21 protein-coding genes and 2 pseudogenes are annotated in these 18,337 nt (G+C 51.7%); 12 read left to right on the top strand and 11 right to left on the bottom strand.

The genetic code is table 11. The features are described 5' to 3' along the window. Nucleotides 1-187 precede the first annotated feature (187 nt). The 5 genes from AC0LWT_RS32465 to AC0LWT_RS32445 form a co-directional block, all read right to left on the bottom strand. Nucleotides 188-613 carry a spore germination protein GerPE gene (locus AC0LWT_RS32465; RefSeq protein ID WP_474685434.1) on the bottom strand — a complete coding sequence of 142 codons (426 nt, stop codon included), beginning with the start codon at nt 611-613 and terminating at the stop codon, nt 188-190. A gap of 8 nt (nt 614-621) precedes the next feature. After that, on the bottom strand, nt 622-801 hold the full coding sequence (locus AC0LWT_RS32460; protein WP_474685433.1) for a spore gernimation protein GerPD: 180 nt from the start codon (nt 799-801) through the stop codon (nt 622-624). A gap of 3 nt (nt 802-804) precedes the next feature. Further along, nucleotides 805-1,443 carry a spore germination protein GerPC gene (gene gerPC / locus AC0LWT_RS32455; protein ID WP_474685432.1) on the bottom strand — a complete coding sequence of 213 codons (639 nt, stop codon included), beginning with the start codon at nt 1,441-1,443 and terminating at the stop codon, nt 805-807. Nucleotides 1,444-1,506: 63 nt separating this feature from the next. Next, on the bottom strand, nt 1,507-1,716 hold the full coding sequence (locus AC0LWT_RS32450; protein WP_474685431.1) for a spore germination protein GerPB: 210 nt from the start codon (nt 1,714-1,716) through the stop codon (nt 1,507-1,509). A gap of 1 nt (nt 1,717) precedes the next feature. Next, the gene (locus AC0LWT_RS32445) at nt 1,718-1,942 is read right to left on the bottom strand and encodes a spore germination protein (RefSeq protein WP_474685430.1); all 225 of its coding nucleotides are present in this window, start codon (nt 1,940-1,942) and stop codon (nt 1,718-1,720) included. Between the two features lie 130 nt (nt 1,943-2,072). Between AC0LWT_RS32445 and AC0LWT_RS32440 the strand changes: the two genes are divergently transcribed. Continuing rightward, nucleotides 2,073-2,534 (top strand): Hsp20/alpha crystallin family protein, encoded by a 462-nt coding sequence (locus AC0LWT_RS32440; protein WP_474685429.1) that lies wholly within the window; start codon nt 2,073-2,075, stop codon nt 2,532-2,534. A 77-nt stretch (nt 2,535-2,611) separates the two neighbouring features. Here the strand turns inward: AC0LWT_RS32440 and AC0LWT_RS32435 are convergent, their stop codons facing one another. The 3 genes from AC0LWT_RS32435 to AC0LWT_RS32425 form a co-directional block, all read right to left on the bottom strand. Next, on the bottom strand, nt 2,612-3,112 hold the full coding sequence (locus AC0LWT_RS32435; RefSeq protein WP_474685428.1) for a C40 family peptidase: 501 nt from the start codon (nt 3,110-3,112) through the stop codon (nt 2,612-2,614). Between the two features lie 161 nt (nt 3,113-3,273). After that, entirely contained in the window at nt 3,274-4,635 is a 1,362-nt protein-coding gene (locus AC0LWT_RS32430) for a sensor histidine kinase (protein ID WP_474685427.1), read from the bottom strand. 2 nt (nt 4,636-4,637) lie between these two features. Next, nucleotides 4,638-5,384 (bottom strand): response regulator transcription factor, encoded by a 747-nt coding sequence (locus AC0LWT_RS32425; protein WP_474685426.1) that lies wholly within the window; start codon nt 5,382-5,384, stop codon nt 4,638-4,640. A gap of 162 nt (nt 5,385-5,546) precedes the next feature. On the opposite strand from AC0LWT_RS32425, the gene AC0LWT_RS32420 reads away from it, so the two are divergent. From AC0LWT_RS32420 to AC0LWT_RS32385, 8 genes and pseudogenes are all read left to right on the top strand, one after another. Beyond that, nucleotides 5,547-7,286, top strand: a complete 1,740-nt coding sequence (locus tag AC0LWT_RS32420) for a LuxR C-terminal-related transcriptional regulator (protein ID WP_474685425.1) — start codon at nt 5,547-5,549, stop codon at nt 7,284-7,286. Nucleotides 7,287-7,391: 105 nt separating this feature from the next. Next, nucleotides 7,392-8,831: a methyl-accepting chemotaxis protein gene (locus AC0LWT_RS32415; RefSeq protein ID WP_474685424.1), complete on the top strand. Its 1,440-nt coding sequence runs from the start codon at nt 7,392-7,394 to the stop codon at nt 8,829-8,831. Beyond that, nucleotides 8,735-9,028, top strand: a pseudogene (locus AC0LWT_RS32410) (ATP-binding protein); the annotation flags it as partial. The gene AC0LWT_RS32415 and the pseudogene AC0LWT_RS32410, both read left to right, overlap by 97 nt. Nucleotides 9,029-9,061: 33 nt before the next feature. Then, a complete protein-coding gene (locus tag AC0LWT_RS32405) occupies nt 9,062-10,009 on the top strand; it encodes a chemotaxis protein CheW (protein WP_474685437.1) in 948 nt (315 codons plus the stop codon). 19 nt (nt 10,010-10,028) lie between these two features. Then, nucleotides 10,029-10,370: an STAS domain-containing protein gene (locus AC0LWT_RS32400; RefSeq protein WP_474685423.1), complete on the top strand. Its 342-nt coding sequence runs from the start codon at nt 10,029-10,031 to the stop codon at nt 10,368-10,370. An 8-nt stretch (nt 10,371-10,378) separates the two neighbouring features. Next, on the top strand, nt 10,379-10,804 hold the full coding sequence (locus AC0LWT_RS32395; protein ID WP_474685422.1) for an ATP-binding protein: 426 nt from the start codon (nt 10,379-10,381) through the stop codon (nt 10,802-10,804). Between the two features lie 63 nt (nt 10,805-10,867). After that, on the top strand, nt 10,868-12,088 hold the full coding sequence (locus tag AC0LWT_RS32390) for a PP2C family protein-serine/threonine phosphatase (RefSeq protein WP_474685421.1): 1,221 nt from the start codon (nt 10,868-10,870) through the stop codon (nt 12,086-12,088). An 82-nt stretch (nt 12,089-12,170) separates the two neighbouring features. Further along, the gene (locus tag AC0LWT_RS32385; RefSeq protein WP_474685420.1) at nt 12,171-12,716 is read left to right on the top strand and encodes a glutathione peroxidase; all 546 of its coding nucleotides are present in this window, start codon (nt 12,171-12,173) and stop codon (nt 12,714-12,716) included. Nucleotides 12,717-13,782: 1,066 nt separating this feature from the next. Here AC0LWT_RS32385 and AC0LWT_RS32380 read toward each other — a convergent pair. After that, nucleotides 13,783-14,445 (bottom strand): hypothetical protein, encoded by a 663-nt coding sequence (locus AC0LWT_RS32380; protein WP_474685419.1) that lies wholly within the window; start codon nt 14,443-14,445, stop codon nt 13,783-13,785. Nucleotides 14,446-14,573: 128 nt separating this feature from the next. Here AC0LWT_RS32380 and AC0LWT_RS32375 point away from each other — a divergent pair. Then, a pseudogene (locus tag AC0LWT_RS32375) lies at nt 14,574-14,972 on the top strand (transposase); the annotation flags it as partial. Between the two features lie 188 nt (nt 14,973-15,160). Here AC0LWT_RS32375 and AC0LWT_RS32370 read toward each other — a convergent pair. After that, the gene (locus tag AC0LWT_RS32370; RefSeq protein ID WP_474685418.1) at nt 15,161-15,700 is read right to left on the bottom strand and encodes a hypothetical protein; all 540 of its coding nucleotides are present in this window, start codon (nt 15,698-15,700) and stop codon (nt 15,161-15,163) included. Nucleotides 15,701-15,945: 245 nt separating this feature from the next. Between AC0LWT_RS32370 and AC0LWT_RS32365 the strand changes: the two genes are divergently transcribed. After that, the gene (locus tag AC0LWT_RS32365) at nt 15,946-16,266 is read left to right on the top strand and encodes a hypothetical protein (protein WP_474685417.1); all 321 of its coding nucleotides are present in this window, start codon (nt 15,946-15,948) and stop codon (nt 16,264-16,266) included. A 103-nt stretch (nt 16,267-16,369) separates the two neighbouring features. Here AC0LWT_RS32365 and AC0LWT_RS32360 read toward each other — a convergent pair whose 3' ends face one another. Then, on the bottom strand, nt 16,370-17,335 hold the full coding sequence (locus AC0LWT_RS32360; protein WP_474685416.1) for an aldolase catalytic domain-containing protein: 966 nt from the start codon (nt 17,333-17,335) through the stop codon (nt 16,370-16,372). 170 nt (nt 17,336-17,505) lie between these two features. Here AC0LWT_RS32360 and AC0LWT_RS32355 point away from each other — a divergent pair, with 170 nt between their 5' ends. After that, entirely contained in the window at nt 17,506-18,312 is an 807-nt protein-coding gene (locus AC0LWT_RS32355; RefSeq protein ID WP_474685415.1) for an inositol monophosphatase family protein, read from the top strand. The last annotated feature ends 25 nt before the right edge of the window (nt 18,313-18,337 follow it).

The raw sequence follows: 18,337 nt of genomic DNA, 5'->3' as shown, positions 1-18,337 counted from the left end.
CGCCGCCTCCCGTGCCGCGTCCGGTCCGCGGTGCCCGCGCCCGTCCCGCCACGCCGCCTCCCGCGCCGCGCCGTCCGCGGTGCCCGCCCCTGGCCCGCCGCGCCGCCTCCCGTGCCGCGCCTGGTCCGCGCTGCCCGGGTCCGGCTCGACTGGGCGATCCCCGCCCGAGTCCGGCTCGCCCGGGCGGTCAGGTCGCGACCGAATCGTCGCCTATTTTGACGAACGTTGTTTTTCCCGGCGGGCCGGGCTTGTTTTGGACGAACTGGCGGATATTTTTGATTCTCGTTTCGGAGCGAATGTTGTGATTGCTCCCGATATGCAGCACTGCGGAAGAAGAGATAGCGAGGATGCGTACGCTGCGAACTTTGATGCAAGATCCGAGGTTATCCGTACATACGCTTGCCGGTCCGCCCGGTTCAGGCTGCGGAAACGGTCTTTCGAAAAGAGGATCGGCCGCGAAGCTGCCCTCATTCCCGTAAAAAATCGGCACTTCCCTTTGGACGGCAAAAACCCCAGTTTTCAAAATCATGTTCACGCTGTCACCCACCTGCATGACGCTTCCCGAACCGACTTCGTTATTGTAGACCCAATCTACGATCGATAGCCGTGCCATCCTTTCGCCTACCTTTCTCCGGCAAGCGGAACGAGGGGGCTGATAATGACCGATTCCGGCGGAGTGTCGAACATGGAGGATAAGGAGACGTTAACCGTGTCCCCGATCAAAAACACCGAGGAACTGGAAACGCCGATAATGCGCACATCGCCGACGCACAACTGTTTGTTTTCAACATGAAAATCCATCGGTCAATCACTATCCTTTCGCGGCAAGTTGGAAATATACGTTTCAATGGCGCTCAAAATATCCTGTTTGGTGCGTTCGAAAATGTTGGCCGTAACGGCTTCCAACGGCTGATCGAACCCGACGCTGCGGTATTGGCTGACGTAGTGCCGAATCCGGGTTTCAATCTGTTTGCGGATGTCATCCAAAATCATATCCCGGAAGCCGTCTTCCAGCGGATACTGGTATTTCTCCTCTATGCCGAGCATATCGGCCTGTACATCTTTCTTCAGATACTGTTCGATCCCGCTGGACACCTGCTGCTCAAGGCCGGAATCCGGAGGAACCTCCTCGGGAAACGAATCTTTGCCGCCGGCTCCGCCACCTGCCCCGAAGGACTTGCCGTTCACGCTGAAGTCGTCGATCGCATCCATGGATGCCGGACTGATCCCGATGGTCAGCGTTCCGTCCAGCTTTTCGACTTTGAGCTGGTCGAAGTGGTATTCGATCTTGTCAATGTGCACCCGTTTTTGATCTTTCAGCTCTTTCAGCTCCGTTTGCAGCTTCGCGACGCTCTGCTCCAGTTTGTCGATGCGCTGCTTTTGCGCCTCAATGTAATTGCACAACTGCTGTGTCCATTGCTGCCAGGTTATGGGCTTTTGCATCCGAGTAAGCACCTCTTTTTACCACGTCGGTATGTAAGGCTTTTTGACAATTGCCGGTATCCGTCATGCCGGCGAGGGCAGAGGAACCAGGGACACCGGATTCGTAGCGGTCTGCCCAAGCTGCGGGGCAGGTTCGACAAACCCGCCGGTGTTATATAAATTGGAGAGGGATCGGATAGATCCGGCGCTGCCGATTTGTAGAACGGATGAGTTGGATACGGAATTGACTCGCAGATGCTGAATGAGTATGGTTTGGTGTATCGTCCAGTTCATGCTAAATGATCACCCCGTTTGCAGTAGTATCGATCAGATCGGGATCGTTGGTTACGGTATTGCTGAGCGCGTTGAAAACGCTCGGGAAATCCCCGGTGTTAAAGGAACCCGCACCGGCAAAAGTTTTGGATGAGCTGGTAGGAGATATAATCACGCAATCGCCGAAATGGATGACGGAGCTGGGACCTACGGACAGTATCTTTACGTTTCCTACGATAGACGGCATGTTCGCTCTCCCCCGATTCAGGCTCTATTGCTTTTAGTATATGTGGGTATCCGCCCAGAGGTACCTTTATAGATCGGTGTCACATGCGCATACCACACACATATACTGTAGGGAAAATGAGGTGATGAGCTTGAACGGGTTTAATCGCCACCCTTGGTTGAAGTGGGAGCAGCTTGAAAAATTTTTAGGGCAAAAGCTGCCTTTTCGCGAAAATGGGCAGACCTTTCTAGATAATATGACGTGGGTTGAAGGATATGTACAGGACACGCTGAAAAAAGCGATGCACGGCTTGGACGCCACCGTTGCGTCCACTGCCCGAACCGATGCTTCCGACATTTTTGAAACGCACGATCATGTTATCGTCAAGGTGAGGCTTCCTAAGGATGAGAATCCGAGAGCGCTGCAAGTGTTTGTCAAATCCGACCATATTAAGGTGACAGGTACTTTGGACGGTAAAGACCGTGTCATCAAGCTGCCTTCGATGGTGATACCGAAGACGGCGAGAGTACGGTACAGAGAGCGGCTGATGCAGGTTCAGGTACGCAAGCGCGGTCTCAAGGAAGGCTACCATGAGGCGTTTATCCGCTTCTAGGAATTGAGCCCCGGCGGCATATCCGCGAAACGCAAACACCCTTAGGGGCTAGCCCTAAGGGTGTACTGGTGAGGTGATTACAAAACGCGGCGCGCTGTCATGTAACGCGAGGACCACGTTCCGCTGCTCATCTTCGTGATGCGGACTCCGCCTGCTCCGTACGTATGCAGCAGGGTGCCGTTCCCCATGTAGATCGCGACATGGTGGATAACGCCCGGTTTGCCGGGATTGGAGAAGAAAACAAGATCGCCTGGCTGCAGATTGCTTCTTGAAACATACTTGCCTACGTGAGATTGCTGCTGAGAGGTCCGGGGCAGATTAACGCCGACCTTCTTAAATACGTACTGGGTAAAAGACGAACAGTCGAATGTTCTCGTCTGTCCCGATTTGGCCCCGAACTGATACGGAGTGCCTAAATAATGCTTGCCGATGGAGATGACCTGACTGGCTTTGGAAGATGAAGAGGTTACCGCCGCCTCGGCCGCATGAGGGGCGCCGACCATTCCTGCAGATAGCCCTATTGAAACTGTCATTGCTGCAACGAGCAGTTTTTTGTATACTTTCTGTTGGTTTTTCATAACGTCCTCCTTGAGCTTTGTTGTGTGGTGATCGCTTCACCTAAGCCCAAGTATAGCAGATGAAAAACCGCCTATAATTTACCGGACAAGCCTGTACGGCCCGAGAGAGTAGGAGCCGGAAGCAATTCTGAGAGAATGATGAGAGTTGTCTGATAATATTTTTATTGACACGATCTTGGCAGCTTCACGGTGACGGTCGTCCCTTCGCCCGGCCGGCTGTTGAAGGCAATGGCGCCTTCATGCGATTTGACGATGTTCGCCGCGATGGCCAGCCCCAGTCCCGCTCCTCCCAGCCTGCGGCTGCGGGCTTTATCGGTGCGGTAAAAGCGGTCGAACAAGTGCGGCAAATCCTCTTCGGCGATGCCGATTCCCTGATCGATGACTTTGATCGCAAGAAGGTTAACCGTTTCTTCCTCAATGTTCACGATGACGGTTTTGGAGCTGTATTTCAAGGCATTGTCGAGCAAAATAACGAGCAGCTGCTTGATTCTGTAAGGGTCGCCCGTCATTTCGAGCCGCTCGGCCGCGCATTTGATTTCGATCTCCCGGCCGGAGGTGACGCGCAGCGAAGCGGCCGTTGACTGGACGAGCGGAACCAGGTCATAAGTTTCCCCGTCCTTGCAATGATCTTTCTCCGTCTCGATCAGGGAGAGAAGATGGCGGGTCAGCCGCTTGAGCTGGGCGCTTTCCGACAAGATGGCCTCGATGGCCTCGTCGCGCAGCTTGGCGTCGCTGAAAGCCCAGCGGCGCAGCAGGCTGGCGTAGCTCTCAATAATGGTAAGCGGCGTGCGAAGCTCATGGGAAGCATCGGCCAGAAACTGTTCCTGTTTCTGAAACGTCTCCTCCAGCCTGTCTATCATCCGGTTGAACGTGCCGCCCAGCAGCGCCAATTCGTCGGGATCTTTCTTCTCGCTCAGCTCGATGCGGCGGAACGTTCCGCTTTTCTCGATATTTTGCATAGTTGCGATCAATTGCTGCAAAGGACGGAAAATCGCATTCGTATAAAAATAGCCGCCGCAAATCGCCACGATCAAGGCGCCTACGGATGTCAGCAGCAAAATGGAAATCAGAGTGCTGGAATATTCCCCTAATTTATCGAGGCTGCGGCCGATTTCCAAAGTGGCGATCTGCTTTCCCTGATCGAATACCGGAGTTCGCACGAACACGAAAATGCCGTCGCTCGCCTGCTTGGTGGACACACTTTCCCGCGAGACATACACGGGCTTGTAGCTGAGCAGCCTTTGGTCGGAATAAATTTGATATTTGACCGTTCCGTCCTGTATCACATAGCGGATCATTTCCTGGGGGATCAACAGTTCGTCCAGATGATTCGTGCCGGTCCAATATTCCGGGTGATGCGGCAAATCCCGCTGCAGCAGCGTATGGGCTTTTTCTTTTAGCAGTTCAAGCTCGCCGCTCGTTGTAATGCGGATAAACATGAAGTAGACGAACGTAAAGCTCAGGAAAAGGATGACCGCCAGCCCCGCAGTTACCCAAGCGGTGATTTTTAATTTCAGGCTCATGGTCAGGAAGACTCTTCAGAGGGCGGCTCAGCGTCCTGATCCTCGGAATTTTTATCCCCCGGCTCCGCCTTAAGCATATATCCGACTCCCCGTATCGTATGAATCAGCTTGGACGCAAACGGTTTGTCCACCTTTTGGCGCAAGTAGCGGATGTACACATCCACAACGTTCGTATCTCCGATAAAATCGTATCCCCAAACCTCGGAAATGATTTGTTCCCTTGACATGACTTCATCCTGGTGGCGGATCAGGAAACGCAAAAGATCGAACTCCGTCGGCGTCAGCTCAATCGGGCTTCCCTCGCGCTGGACGGCTCTGCTCCGCAAATCCATCGTCAGGCTGTCCACTCTCAACAGATGGTCCTGCTCGGGCTGTTCCTGCAGAGTCTTCTGGCGCAGCAGGCTGCGGATTCGCGCAAGCAGCTCTTCGATGGCGAAAGGCTTGATGATATAGTCGTTCGCTCCCTGATCCAGCCCGCTAACCCGATCGGGAACGGCGTCCCTGGCGGTAAGCAGGATGATGGGAAGCGTGGCGTTCACCTGCCTGACCCGCCGCAGCACTTCCAGGCCGCTCATTCCCGGGAGCATGATATCCAGCAAAATCAGATCCCAACTACTGCCCGCGAGCGCGGTCTGCAGCCCCAGCTTTCCGTCGTTTTCCACCTGCACCGAGTAGCCTTCATGTTCCAGTTCCAACTGAAGCACTCTTGCGATGCGCTGCTCGTCTTCGATAAGCAAAATTCGACTCATACGGACCGAATCACTCCCGGTATCTAGTAGCTTTATTATTTTCTACATTCCCGATTGCATACGCCGCTTTGGACAATTGACAGGTATTGCCTTAAAAAGCAGGGATACCTTTTGGACGGACGGAATTTGTAGGGTAGAGAATATAAAAGAGAGGCGCTGACAGTGACGACGAATCAGGCATGCAAGCTGCAACATCTGCAGGATGCTTATGCATCTTTATGCGGATTGACGCTCATTTTGATTGATCCGGCCGGCCGCAATATGACGGAGCCTTCCGGACCGATTCAGCTTCCCAGAATGTTATGGGAGGCTCCTTTAATTATGAAAAACAAGGCTCTGGACGATACGATGGAACGTGTGCAAACGGTGCAAAGACCGATCGTGTATGAAAGCGAGGACGGCATCAAAATTATTGTGGCGCCTGTTCTCGTGCAGGAACGGGCGGTTTGTTTTTTGCTTGCCGGCGCCTGGCTGGATGCGCGGAACAAGGAGCTTGTCAAGCGCATAGTCACCGAATCCGCCGCTGCGGCCAATAAAGAGCTGTGGGAGCAAGCCGTGGAGGAGGCCCCGTCCTTGTCCGCTCCCGAAGTGGAAGGCGCGCTGGAGAAGCTGGTCGTCATGACGGATATGATCAGCGACATGTTCGAGACGAGGGACAGGGTGAAAGCGCATGCCAACCGGCTTCAGCTGCTTCGCGTGCTGAGTCTTTTGGATGGCCGGGACGATGCCTGGCTGCGCAGTATACTGGATATTTTCGTGAAAATCACCGAGCTGCAGTTCGCCGGATTTGCGGTGAAATCCGGGGGCGAGCAGTACGTCGTTGCCGAGACGTCCGGCACCGGTACGGATCATAAGCGGCTGCAAGGGGCTCATTTTTATATGGGTGAGGGGCTGCTGGGGCAAGTGGCTTTGACGCAGATTATGGGATACTGGGAGGATATTGCGGAAGATCCCAGGGCTTCGATTTTCACGTGGCGGGGCTTGGCTCCGCGATTCATCATTTGCTATCCCGTCAAGTATAACGGGCGGCTGTACGGGCTGTTGTTTGGCGGCAGCGCCGCGGGCGGTTCCGGCATGTCGGAGGAATTGGCCGATATGGGCGGCATTTTGGCCGGGCAAATGGCCTCCGAAATCCACTACAGCCACATGCAGAAGGAAATGGACAAGAAGCGGTACCAGGAGCGAGCTCTGCTGGAGCTTTCTCAAGGATTGATTGACGTTCATGAGCATAAGACCGCATACAAATGGATCGTGGAGACGATTTTTCGTGACACGGATGCGAAATTTGTCGCTTTTCAGCAGCAAAATACAATCGTGTACGCGCTGGACGGCGATGAGGGGCAGCTGACAAAAGCATTTGCCGAAATGATCGCCGAACGCGGCACCATGTCCGCTTTCCGCAAAACGATGACGAGCCGCTGGCGGGGCACGGAGCTGCTTGAACTCCCCTTGGTCGTGCGGGGGGAACCGTTTGGCGCGCTTGCGGCTGCTTTTGAGCAAGGGCACGATGTCAAAGAAGTGCTCTACTTTTTCCATATGGCGGGCAGTCTGCTGGTTCATATGATGGGAAGCGGGCCCAAAGAGGCCGGCGCCAAGGAGTGCATAGGAACAAATTCCTATGCGGAAAGCCCAGGTCTCGCCAATAAGCTGCCGGCAGACGGACTTCCGGCGCAGGCCGAGGCGGGCTCGTCCCGCCGTTTTTACGGCAAGCTGACCTCCCGGGAGGCGGAAGTGCTTGATTTGGCGGTGCAGGGACTGAGCAACACAGAGATAGCCAAAGTCCTTTTTATAAGCGCCCATACCGTCAAAAATCATATGACCAAAATATATGAAAAGCTCGAAGTCGCCGACAGGCCGCAGGCGCTGGCGAAATATTTTCAGGCGTTAGGAAATTATTCCTAGACCTGTTCATAGTACATAAGGCCCAAAACAGGAGCCGCAGGGGATGTTCCGAAGCATGGTTTTCACCTCAAAATAGAAGCTATAAAGATGAGGGAGGAAACCAGAATGAGATTCACGATTCGTTTCAAGCTGTTATCTAGCTTTTTAGCGGTTATTGTGCTTTTGATTGCAACGGGAATCACCTCTATTGTGGGGATGAACGCCATGGGCAACAAGGCCGGAGATGTGAAAGATTCGTATATGCCGAGCATTGTGACGCTTTCCAAAATGAAAGAGAACGTTCTGGACACCAGGGGATGGATGCTCCGGTATATTGTGGATAACGATGCCGCCGGCAAAGCCAAAGCGGAGAAGACGATAAGCGACAATCTGGAGCTGCAAAAGGCGATTCAACGCGAGTACGAGCCGACGATTACGTCGCCGGAAGAGCGGGGCTATTACAATGAATTTGTGAAAAGCTGGAATGCGTATACCGATCAAATACCCGGCATCATTCAGGCGAGCAAGGACAATAATGTCGCGCGGGCTAACGAGCTGCTGCGGATTGCCATCGCGGATATAACGAAAGCTTCAGAGATGTTGAACAAAGACATCGATCTGAACAATAACGGAGCGGTCGCTTCTATCGACGCCTCGGTTGATAACTATTATCAAGGACGAATCATCGTTATTATTCTCGTTGTGGCCGCAAGTATTATCGCCATCGTCTTGGCGCTGATGATTTCGCAATCGGTAGCGAGCGCGGTCCAAAAGCTTGTCGCCTCGCTGCGCAAAATCGCATCCGGCGACTTGCGGGAGCAGGTGGAGGTGCGCTCCAGAGACGAAATGGGTCAACTGGGAGCCTCGCTGAACGAAACGACGGAAAAGCTGCGCAGGCTGATCGGCGATATTATGACTTCGGCACAAAGTCTGGCGGCGGCTTCCGAGCAAATTTCCGCCAGTTCGCAAGAAATTGCCGGCGGAACGACAACACAGGCGTCTGCGGCACAGACGATCAACGAGCTGTTCAAGGATTTGTCCCGGGCGATCGAATCCGTAGCGCGAAGCGCGGAGACGGCTTCCGAGCTGTCCAATACTACGCGAGTGGGGGCGGAACAGGGCGGCAAAGTCGTCCAGGCTTCGATGGACGGGATACAGCAGTTGAACAGGCAGATGTCCCTGCTCAAGGAGGACTCGATCAAGATCGGGGACATTATCGAGGTGATCGATGAAATTGCCGAGCAGACGAATTTGCTGGCGTTGAATGCGGCCATCGAAGCGGCCAGGGCGGGCGAGCAGGGCCGCGGATTCGCCGTAGTGGCCGATGAAGTGCGCAAGCTGGCCGAGCGGAGCTCTTCGGCTACGAAGCAGATCGGCCAGATCATCAGCGGGATGCACTGGGCGATCCGATTTTGCACATTTTGCGCAATGCGGCCGACCACGGGCTGGAAGGACCGGCGGAACGGCTTCAGCTCGGCAAGCCGGCCAAAGGGCGAATTACGCTCAAAGCCGCCCATCAGGAAAATCAGATCGTCATTACGATTGCCGACGACGGGCGCGGCATAGACCCGCAAAAAATTAAAAGCTCAGCCGTCAAAAAAGGCTTTATCACCGAAGAGGACGCAGCCCGGATGACGGACCGGGAGCTCGTATTTCTCATTTTTCATTCCGGCTTCTCGACGGCGGCTTCGGTCACGGACATATCCGGACGCGGCGTAGGCATGGACATCGTGCGCTCGCAAATCGAAAAGCTGAACGGCGTCATCGGGATCGACACGACTCTCGGGGGCGGCACCGTGTTCACGATCAAGCTGCCGCTGACGCTTGCCATCATCCGTTCTCTCCTGATTAAACTGCACAATCAGACTTTTGCCGTGCCGCTTGTCAACGTGATTGAAATTTTGCGGCTTTCGCCGGGCGATATCCGGCGTCTCCAGGGCCAGGAGGTGTGCCTAATCCGCGGGGCGGTATTCCCGCTCGTGCGGCTCCACCGGAAGCTCGGCATTCAGCATTCATCCTCCGCAACCCCGAAGCGGTTGTTCGTCGTCATGCTTGGCGTAGCCGACAAGCGGGTATGCGTGGCGGTGGACGGTCTCGTGGGCAACCAGGAGATCGTAATCAAATCGCTCGGCGCTTACATAGGCAACGTTCCTTTCATTTCCGGCTCTACGATTCTCGGCAACGGGAATGTGGCGCTGATACTCGATGTAGGCTCGCTCGTCCGGGAAGAGGGCTCGATTCCGGTGTCAGGCCCATCCGAGCTTCTGCCTGGAGAAGACGGTCAACGGGAAGAACGGCAGTTGGTCACGTTCAAGGTGGAGGAAGGCCAGTATGCGCTGGATATTCAACAAGTCAAAGAAATTATTACCGTTCCTTATATAACACGGGTCGTTGCCTCGTCCGATCATATGCTCGGCATTATCAAGCTGCGCGGCCAGACTATGCCGGTATGGGATCTGCGGTCTTTTTTCCGGCTGCCGCCCCTTGCCCAAACGGACAAAACCCGCATCGTCGTGGTGGAGATGCACGGAACGGAATTTGGCATTCGCGTGGACGCGGTGACGGAGGTTATCAAAATCCGCCGGGAGGAGCTTGGCCCTATACCGAAGGAACTGACAGACCCGGAACGCGATATTATCGATCTTGTCTACGAGCGGGAAGGCCGCTTTGTCATGCTGTTGAAGTTGGAACGAATCGTATCGCTGCAGCGGTTGGAGCGTCATGAGTCTCATGCTTTTGCATAAAGAAAGGACTGGCCTGCAGATGAGAATCGAAACGGTGGATGGAATTGAACTGCTCATTTGGCAGCAGGATATCACGCTTAAAAATGTCGATGACTTCCGCGCCGCCGTCAACAGGCTGGCCGAAGGAAGCGGCGACAAGCTCATCGTGGATTTATACGGCGCAGCCTATCTGAATAGCGCGGCGTTGGGCGTCATCGCCGATGCGGCGCTCTCGTCGGAAAGCCGGGGCAAGGAGCTCGTTATTTCCGGCGTGCGTGCGGCGGTCGCGGAAATTTTGGCGATCGTCCGTTTCGAGACGTTCATGAACATCTTTGCCAGCCTCGAGGAGGCGCGCGCCTATTACGGCAATGGGAAAGGATGATCGTATCCTTGGCGCAGGTCTGCAAGCGTTTGGCGATCGGCAGCAAAGAAGAGATTTTGACGGCTATGCAAATTTCCGCAGAAATGGCCGCTGCCGCCAATATAACGGGCACCAGTGCGGCCCTCCTGAAGCTGGCCACGGAAGAGGCGTGTATGAACGCTTGGGAGTATGGCGGTTTGGCGTCCGCGCGGTCTTTTGTCGTGCAGTGGCTGTTGGACCGGGAGCAGCTCGAAATCAGCGTCATTCAGCCCAAATACAGCGGCTTCGGGCTCCCTGCCGGATACGCGCCTAACCGGAGCGGCCGCGGCCGGGGGCTTGTTCTGATTCAAGGCATCATGGACGAGGTGGGGTTGTATCATCAGCGGGCTTATACCGCCCTATGGATGAGAATGAACAGAGGAGATTGCAATGTTGAAACAGACTCCGATTTTTAAACTGTCCGGCGATGGGGGGAAATACCGGCTGACGGCGAAGGTATCGCTCTTGCTTTTGGCATTGTGCTTCTTCATCCCGATGGAATTTTATATCATGCGGTCATTCAAATTGTTCTGTTTGTTCTCATTCTCGCGTTCGTAAGATTCGAACCGGCGGCACAGCCGCTGGGCAGCCGCAAACGGGCGCATATGGAGATTCCGCTGGAAGAAATACTGGGAAATATCGATGCCCATCTTTATTCTTATGACATTTCCCGGCAGAAGATCGTGGCGGTATCTCCGTCGTCCGAAAGGCTGCACGGCTATCCGTACGAAACTTTTGTGAAAAATCCCGATTTCTGGCTTGAGCTGATCTACCCCGATGACGTTCCCCTGCTCAGTCTGGAAGCTATCCGTTCGGCGGGCAAGGCCCCTTATGTGTGCAGCTTTCGCATTATACATGCCAGCGGCGCCATCAAATGGGTCGATTCCAGAATGTACTCGGAGTTCGACGACAGCGGCAGCCTGCTGATGATCAAAGGCATCCTTCTGGATATGACCGGGCAAAAAGCGGCGGAAGAAGTGCGCAAGAAAGATTTGGAGCTTGCCACACTCGTGCAGCAAAGCGTGCTCAGCCCGCCGCTTCGGAACGATGCCATATCGATTCTAGGCAAATACGCGCCTTCCCACTATCTCGGGGGAGATATGTATGCGTGGTATCAGCTCGACGACCATCGCTACGGCATTATTATTATCGATGTCATGGGCAGCGGGGTAGCATCGTCGCTGATCAGCATGTCGATCCGCTCGCTGCTGGAAGGAATTATCCGCAAATGCAAAGAGCCCGAGATCGTCATCAAAGAGCTGAACGTCCACATGTACAAGTTGTTCCGCGCCGCGAGCAGTCCCAAGCATTTCTTTTTTACAGCGCTTTACACAGTGATCGATACGGAACGCAGATGCTTGGAATACATTAATGCCGGCCACACCTCGGGGTTTGTGGTAGTTGCGGACAAGGAGGTCAAGGAGCTTGGATCAACCTGCGTACCTATCGGCCTGATACCGGAGCTTCAGCCGATGAAGCAGACGCTGCATTATGCCGGTCCGGCGCGCCTGGTGCTGTATACGGACGGCTTGATCGAATCCCCGGGCGTATCCATGAAGCTCAAGCAGGAGGAGCTGAAGGCGATGCTGAGAGCCGGTACAGAGGTTTCTTTGCCGTTATTTCTGGAGCAGATGCTGCAAATCAAAGGGAAAGATTGCCCGAATCCGGATGACGTGTGCATGGTGGGGGCCGATTTATAACAGGGAGTTTGACAATCTTATTTAGGTTTTGTAAAATTAAATTGTGTAAAATTTAAATGACGAACCGTGGGAGATGATGGGGATGAGCGTTCACGAATATGAAGCCAAAAGCATTCGCGGCACTGATGTCCGGTTGGAGCAGTATAAGGGGAAAGTTGTGCTGATCGTGAATACGGCGAGCAAATGCGGTTTTACCTCGCAATATTCCGATTTGCAAAAGCTGTATGAGAAGTACCGGGAACAAGACTTCGTCATTCTCGGTTTTCCTTGCAACCAGTTCGGGGGGCAGGAGCCGGCAGCGAACGAGGACGTACATGTATTTTGCCAACTGAATTATGGCGTAACGTTTCCGCTTTTTGAAAAGCTGGAAGTCCGCGGGGAAGGGAAGCATCCGCTGTTTGCTTACTTGACGGAACAGGCGCCGTTCAAAGGGTTCGATCAGAGCCAGCCGTCAGGCAAAATGCTGCATTCGATGTTCGCCGAGAAGATGCCCGAGCAGCTTCTCGATAACGAGATCAAGTGGAACTTTACGAAGTTTTTGGTGGACCGCGACGGGCGTGTCGTCGATCGCTTCGAACCGCCTGTCGATCCTAAGGACGTCGGGCCTGCTATCGAAGCGCTGCTGTAAATAGGTCAAACAAGAAAGCAGCTAATTTTATTAATTAACAGGGTATGTGCTTAGAACGTATACGAGTCACACTATTTTATATGATGTGACACAATAAAATAGCCCGCCTGAACTTGTATGTCGTTCAGGCGGGCTTTTATTTCGATAATCAGCCGCTCACCCATTAAGCTATTGGGCAGGATTCTTTGAAAAATTACATTAAGGAAATAGATAACCAACTTTGAACTTTAACACTTGTGGGTAATTATTACAATTTGGAGGGATTATTTATGCAAAGTAAAGAAGAGTTGATAAAGGAAATTTTCATCACTTATTCTGCTTGTTCAATCATTAAAGCAGTATAGCGGAATAAACAAGACTGGAATTCCGTAAAATGATGGAACTTTTGTGAGGTTGAATGTCTGATAATAGTAACATACAGCAGGTGGTTCAATGAAAATAATCACGAAACCTAGCCTGAAACTACATATTGATTTCAAGTTGAATCACGTTGGTGAGCCATATGCCTTAGTAGGGCACGTACGGTTCGATAAGGTGGAAGCCATGAGAGTGGTTTCCCTACTTTATATTTAAAAGATCTATGCTCGGTGCTAGAGACAGTTAATACGGCTGCACTCTAATTGTTTTTGACCAATACATCTTGTCAATTACCCTGGCTATTGTAAGCTGGAGGGTGACTTTCTTTTTGCCTATTTTATCTATTCCATGGTACGAGATAGACTGATCCCAAAATAAAACAGAGGCGAATTGGCTTAAAAGTCTTGATCCGCCTCGTTCGTTGTGTCACGCCACTGATAGCTAGCCCAACACCTGACAGGTATCGGGATTGAATAATTAAAAAAAGTGCTACTTATTCTTTCGATAATAAAAAAAATAAAAAGTTAGTTGTGAAAGTATAAAGATAGTTAAGAAAGTGGTTATATATTTTAAAAAGGTTGCTTCCGGGTTAGAACTATAGGTTGAGAAGATAACAACAGGCAGAATCACAAGAAAGTCGAAATAGTATCTCTTCTTTGTAATATATACCCGGAAGTATTTGCTCATTTTTTACATTTCACCTCAATTCCTAGGGTCTACCGAATGAATCGGGAATACCGATAGGATTGTCATAAAATAGTGCCCCTGTATCCTTATATGATTGATAGAATTGAGTAATTGCGTATGATATAAGTGCTCCAGCGAATATTGTAATTGAATTTTTTGCTGCACTCGATGGTTGAATACTACTTTTTTTACTGATCAAATCGAGAGAAGTTGATGTGGCAAGGCTTACTGAACCAGAAATATAGCCGTTATAATCTTGAAGGTCAGCAACAAAGCGAGGGCTAATCCATAAATGCACAGCGCCGTACCATTTAACATCGTAATCAAAATAGTTATCAGTGTCAATATCACCAATAATTATGTTTGTCGTAATATCAGGTCTTTTGGGCTTAAGCGATCCTTCAGGTGTTTCTTCTAGAATAGTACCTTCATTAAGCATAGACTCTACAGTAGCATTCGCCCCCTTGATGAGTTGTTGAGCCTGCTTAATTTCACTCTGTGTTAGACCATTTGTTCTAGCTTCTTTTACGTCTAGGCTAAATTGTTTATTATCAATTACTTTAACATACGGTGAAGCTTTCTCAATAATGTCTTGGGGGGTAAACTCTTTCTCAGCAAAGGCAATTGAAGCTGTTGATGAGAAAGCAAACAAAAGAACAAACAAAAACAAAGACAATCTTCTCATTGTACACACATCCTTTTATTGTTATTTTTGGTGCAAATAAACTTTGCCATACGTATGATAAATTTACAATATTTGATATAATATTTCCTGCAGGACCTGTTCGCTCAGTATTATTCTTTGAGTAAAATTTCCGAAGAGTGAGTAAGGAGATAACGGAAAGTGGATACGAAATGGAGTATCGTCATTACCGGAGTGCAAGTTGCGAAGGCTGTCCGCTGAAACCGCAGTGAACGAAAGCCCAGGGTAATCGCGAAGTCAAAGTAAGTATGAAATATATGCGATTAAAGAACCAGGCACGTGAAAAACTCCGTAGCGAAGAAGGTTACGCACTAGCAGTCAGGCGTATGATCGAACCGGAGCCTGTATTCGGTGACATAAAGAACAACCGCGGATTCAAAAGATTCCTGCTTCGAGGCTTACCCAAAGTAAGTTTGGAGGTCGGGTGGCTTTCGCATGCCCATAATTTGCTGAAGAAAGCGGCAGTAGACGCAAAAAGCAAAGGAGTTAAGCACATGCAAGGCGCTTAACTCCTTTGTTTAGTAAAAATTCATTTTTCCTGATTGTAGGTTATGTCCATAGCCTATTTAATTTTCACTTCTGGGACAGCCTCTCAATTAAGATATACAGTGACACTTCATATTTGAACTACTTGCTGTGTTGAGAATCAGCTTCAAACATGCCAGTTAAGTTTACATAATGAGGGCTTTTTGACGTCTTATACGATGTCGCGGACGATAATTTCGCCGAGATATCTTCCGAGATCGACCGGACCATACCCGGTTTGCGTCGGCGCTGTAATGCTCGCATCTACGACAATCTGCGCCGTATTGCCTACTAGCACGCCTGCAGCAAGCAGTGCATCTGCGGAAGCTGTCGCCACATTCTGCTCATTCCCGCCATTCGCTGCAGTAAATAAAGGAACGGTCAGTACGATGATGCCAAGAATATTTAAGATTTGCAGCGTTGCGCTTACGAATGCCGTTTCATTGGCCGCAAAAGCATAAAACACGCTTACCGGTAAGGCTACGTCAAGAATAGGCAGTCCAGGGATGACGAAGGTGCTCCGCAAGGTAACGGTTTGTCCCGGAACATTATTGGGAGACCAAATATAAGCGGTGCTTCCGTTAACCGCCGGGGACAGAAGCGACGGAAAAGTCGCAACGGCTGCCGTAGGAAGAGTTCCCGGAGGAGCTGCGGTGTCGGCAATTACCTGCGTGTTGGTTGTCGTTGTAAAAGCTTGTAAAGCAAGAGCCATATAAATATCGCGTCCATACTAGGTTATGCCTCTGTTTTGGCATGGTTTATAGTATGATTGTCTATTACTCTATGATTGGACATGTTGATTGGTATAAACACCGATTTTTTTGAAAGATTTTGTCGGAAGCGCCGATCCGTTTGATGTTGTCCTGCATCGGCCTAGTTCATATGCAGCGTTTGCCACATAAAATAGCAGCAAGATCTGCAATGGCTGTTAAAGATGAACGTAAAGGAGCGCTGCGTATGAGCCTTTCTCCCAGAAGAAAAGCGTTTGCCGGACCGCTGCAAAAAGTTGTGATCATGCTCGAGGATCATGATGCTACAGGAAAAGTGTATGCGGAAATCAACGGGTTTCTTACATCGAAAGATACGTTGATCGAGGCGATTAGAAGAATAGAGGCCGGCAACATTTACGCCGATGAAGCATGCACACAGTTGGTCGACGACGAATATATCGAAGCCTACAGAAAAATACCTTCCGGCCAAAAAGACGATGAGTTCGTGTTTTTAATCGACCGGCGGTTTGCGGAGAACCATATCGTAGGGGCGAGACTGGTAAAATAACGTTCGCACCGTTATCCGGCAAGCGCAAAAACACCCCTTGGCACGGCAGAGAGAACGGATCTCTTCGGCCGGGACCAAGGGGTGTTGACGCCGTGCGCTTAAATTATTCTTTGTGAGCTACAGGCACAGTTTCCGGGGAAGTGAGCTTGTCGTAGAAATCTACGAACTTGTCTCTGTCCGGGCTGTTCAGGTGCGCCATCGCAGTGCGCGGATGCTCATCCAGCGCGCCGACGATCATGTATGGAATGAGGTAGCCCCAATCCCATTTTTGACGCATGGCGATCATGTGCTTCTCGATAATTTCCAGCACCGGACGCACGTCGTAGCGCGGGTTTTTCAAATGGCTGAGCAGCAGCTCGGTGGTGCAGTTGCCGGCGGCGCGGCCCATCCCGTACACGGAGGAGTCCAGGAAGGCAACGCCTTTGTCCGCTCCCATGATCGTGTTGGAGAAAGCAAGCTGCAAATTGTTGTGCATGTGCAGGCCGAGCTCTTTTTCAGGCAGCAAGCGCTGGAATTTCGCCACGAGGTAGTCGATGTCCTTGTAATTCATGCTGCCGTAGGAGTCTACGATATAGACGACGTCAACCGGGCTTTTGTTGATTTCTTCGAAAGCTTCCACGAGTTCGTTTTCCATGACATGCGAAAGCGCCATGATGTTCAGCGACGTTTCGTAGCCCATGTCGTGGAATTTTTGAACGAGCTCAAGACCTTTATCTACATCTTTGATGTAGCAAGCGACGCGGATCAAGTCCAGCAGACTGTCTTCGCGAGGCAAAATATCTTTCTCATCGACACGGCCGATATCCACAAGGGCGGAAAGCTTGGTGTCGGTTTTTTGCGTAATCACGTCTCTCAGAAACGATTCGTTCAAAAATCTCCAAGGACCGGAAGCCCCGCCTTTCAGCAGTTTTTCCGAGTTTTTGTAGCCGATTTCCATATATTCGACGCCGGCTGCGCTCAAACCGCGATACATGTCTTTGACAAACTCTACGCTAAAATCCCAATCGTTGACCAGACCGCCGTCGCGAATCGTGCAGTCCAAAATTTTGTGTTGATGATGCTTGACCATGCTCTGTATACCCCTTCCCGCTTGTCAAAATATCGGATCTGATTTTGCTATATTATGACTTATCTTCCGCATGCTTGTCAATGAACAGATGCCGCATGCCAAAGCAACTTTCCCGCCGCGCCTGCGTTTATAGGGTATAAAGTTTGTGTAAAAGAACAGGAGGTGCCCGGATGAATTTCGAGATTCGGACATTGGCGCAAGAAGTTGCCGTAAAAGCCGCCCGGCAGGCAGGCGAGCTGGCGAGAGAACGATTTGGCGGCAAACTGGATATCCGGCATAAAGACAGCCGGGGAGATCTTGTCACGGAAGTCGACATTATGGCGGACAAGCTAATCGTGGAGGAGATCGGACGGCATTTTCCGGATCACCGTATTTTCAGCGAAGAAGCGGGGGCTGGCGGCGCCGACAGCGATTGGGTCTGGCATGTCGATCCGCTGGACGGCACGAACAATTTTGCGCTTGGCATTCCGCTCTACGGCGTTTCGATCTCGCTAAGCTTTCGGGGACAAATCACCGTCGGCGTCGTGCACGATTCTGCGCTTCGGCTGACGTATTCGGCGATCCGCGGCGGGGGAGCTTGGTTGAAGGATGCGAGGCTGGAGGCGAAGCCCCGGGGAGCTTTGGTCAAATCCACGATTTCGTGGATTCAGGGCCACATCGTCGGCAAGGACGACGTCCTGGCGCTGAAGCTCAGGCATACGCTGGAGCAGCGGCTCAAAAGAGTGCTGCGCGTATGGGCGCCGTCGCTGACCTGGGGCATGCTCGCCAGAGGCGACCTGCACGGGATCGTGCTGTACAACTCCGAAGGCGAGGATTTGTACGCGGGGCTGCTGCTTGCCCTGGAAGCAGGGGTCAAGGTTACGGATTTCGCCGGAAATCCGGTCACCGGCGGGGAGACGCCGACGCCTTATCTGGTCGCGGCAGCGCCCGAATACCACGATGAGCTGCTGCGTATCGTGCAGGAAGTTATAGAATAGGACGAGATTGCAGAAGCTAGTGGCA

It is taken from the genome of Paenibacillus sp. sgz302164 (assembly GCF_056120505.1).
The sequence above is the reverse complement of the archived record's forward strand: the minus strand, read 5'-3'. Positions and strand labels throughout refer to the sequence as shown.

Coding starts and splice junctions, on each gene's coding strand:
- AC0LWT_RS32465 (WP_474685434.1), bottom strand. CDS start 613: ATGGCACGGCTATCGATCGTAGATTGGGTCTACAATAACGAAGTCGGT.
- AC0LWT_RS32460 (WP_474685433.1), bottom strand. CDS start 801: ATGGATTTTCATGTTGAAAACAAACAGTTGTGCGTCGGCGATGTGCGC.
- gerPC (WP_474685432.1), bottom strand. CDS start 1,443: ATGCAAAAGCCCATAACCTGGCAGCAATGGACACAGCAGTTGTGCAAT.
- AC0LWT_RS32450 (WP_474685431.1), bottom strand. CDS start 1,716: ATGAACTGGACGATACACCAAACCATACTCATTCAGCATCTGCGAGTC.
- AC0LWT_RS32445 (WP_474685430.1), bottom strand. CDS start 1,942: ATGCCGTCTATCGTAGGAAACGTAAAGATACTGTCCGTAGGTCCCAGC.
- AC0LWT_RS32435 (WP_474685428.1), bottom strand. CDS start 3,112: ATGAAAAACCAACAGAAAGTATACAAAAAACTGCTCGTTGCAGCAATG.
- AC0LWT_RS32430 (WP_474685427.1), bottom strand. CDS start 4,635: ATGAGCCTGAAATTAAAAATCACCGCTTGGGTAACTGCGGGGCTGGCG.
- AC0LWT_RS32425 (WP_474685426.1), bottom strand. CDS start 5,384: ATGAGTCGAATTTTGCTTATCGAAGACGAGCAGCGCATCGCAAGAGTG.
- AC0LWT_RS32415 (WP_474685424.1), top strand. CDS start 7,392: ATGAGATTCACGATTCGTTTCAAGCTGTTATCTAGCTTTTTAGCGGTT.
- AC0LWT_RS32400 (WP_474685423.1), top strand. CDS start 10,029: ATGAGAATCGAAACGGTGGATGGAATTGAACTGCTCATTTGGCAGCAG.
- AC0LWT_RS32385 (WP_474685420.1), top strand. CDS start 12,171: ATGAGCGTTCACGAATATGAAGCCAAAAGCATTCGCGGCACTGATGTC.
- AC0LWT_RS32380 (WP_474685419.1), bottom strand. CDS start 14,445: ATGAGAAGATTGTCTTTGTTTTTGTTTGTTCTTTTGTTTGCTTTCTCA.
- AC0LWT_RS32370 (WP_474685418.1), bottom strand. CDS start 15,700: ATGGCTCTTGCTTTACAAGCTTTTACAACGACAACCAACACGCAGGTA.
- AC0LWT_RS32365 (WP_474685417.1), top strand. CDS start 15,946: ATGAGCCTTTCTCCCAGAAGAAAAGCGTTTGCCGGACCGCTGCAAAAA.
- AC0LWT_RS32360 (WP_474685416.1), bottom strand. CDS start 17,335: ATGGTCAAGCATCATCAACACAAAATTTTGGACTGCACGATTCGCGAC.
- AC0LWT_RS32355 (WP_474685415.1), top strand. CDS start 17,506: ATGAATTTCGAGATTCGGACATTGGCGCAAGAAGTTGCCGTAAAAGCC.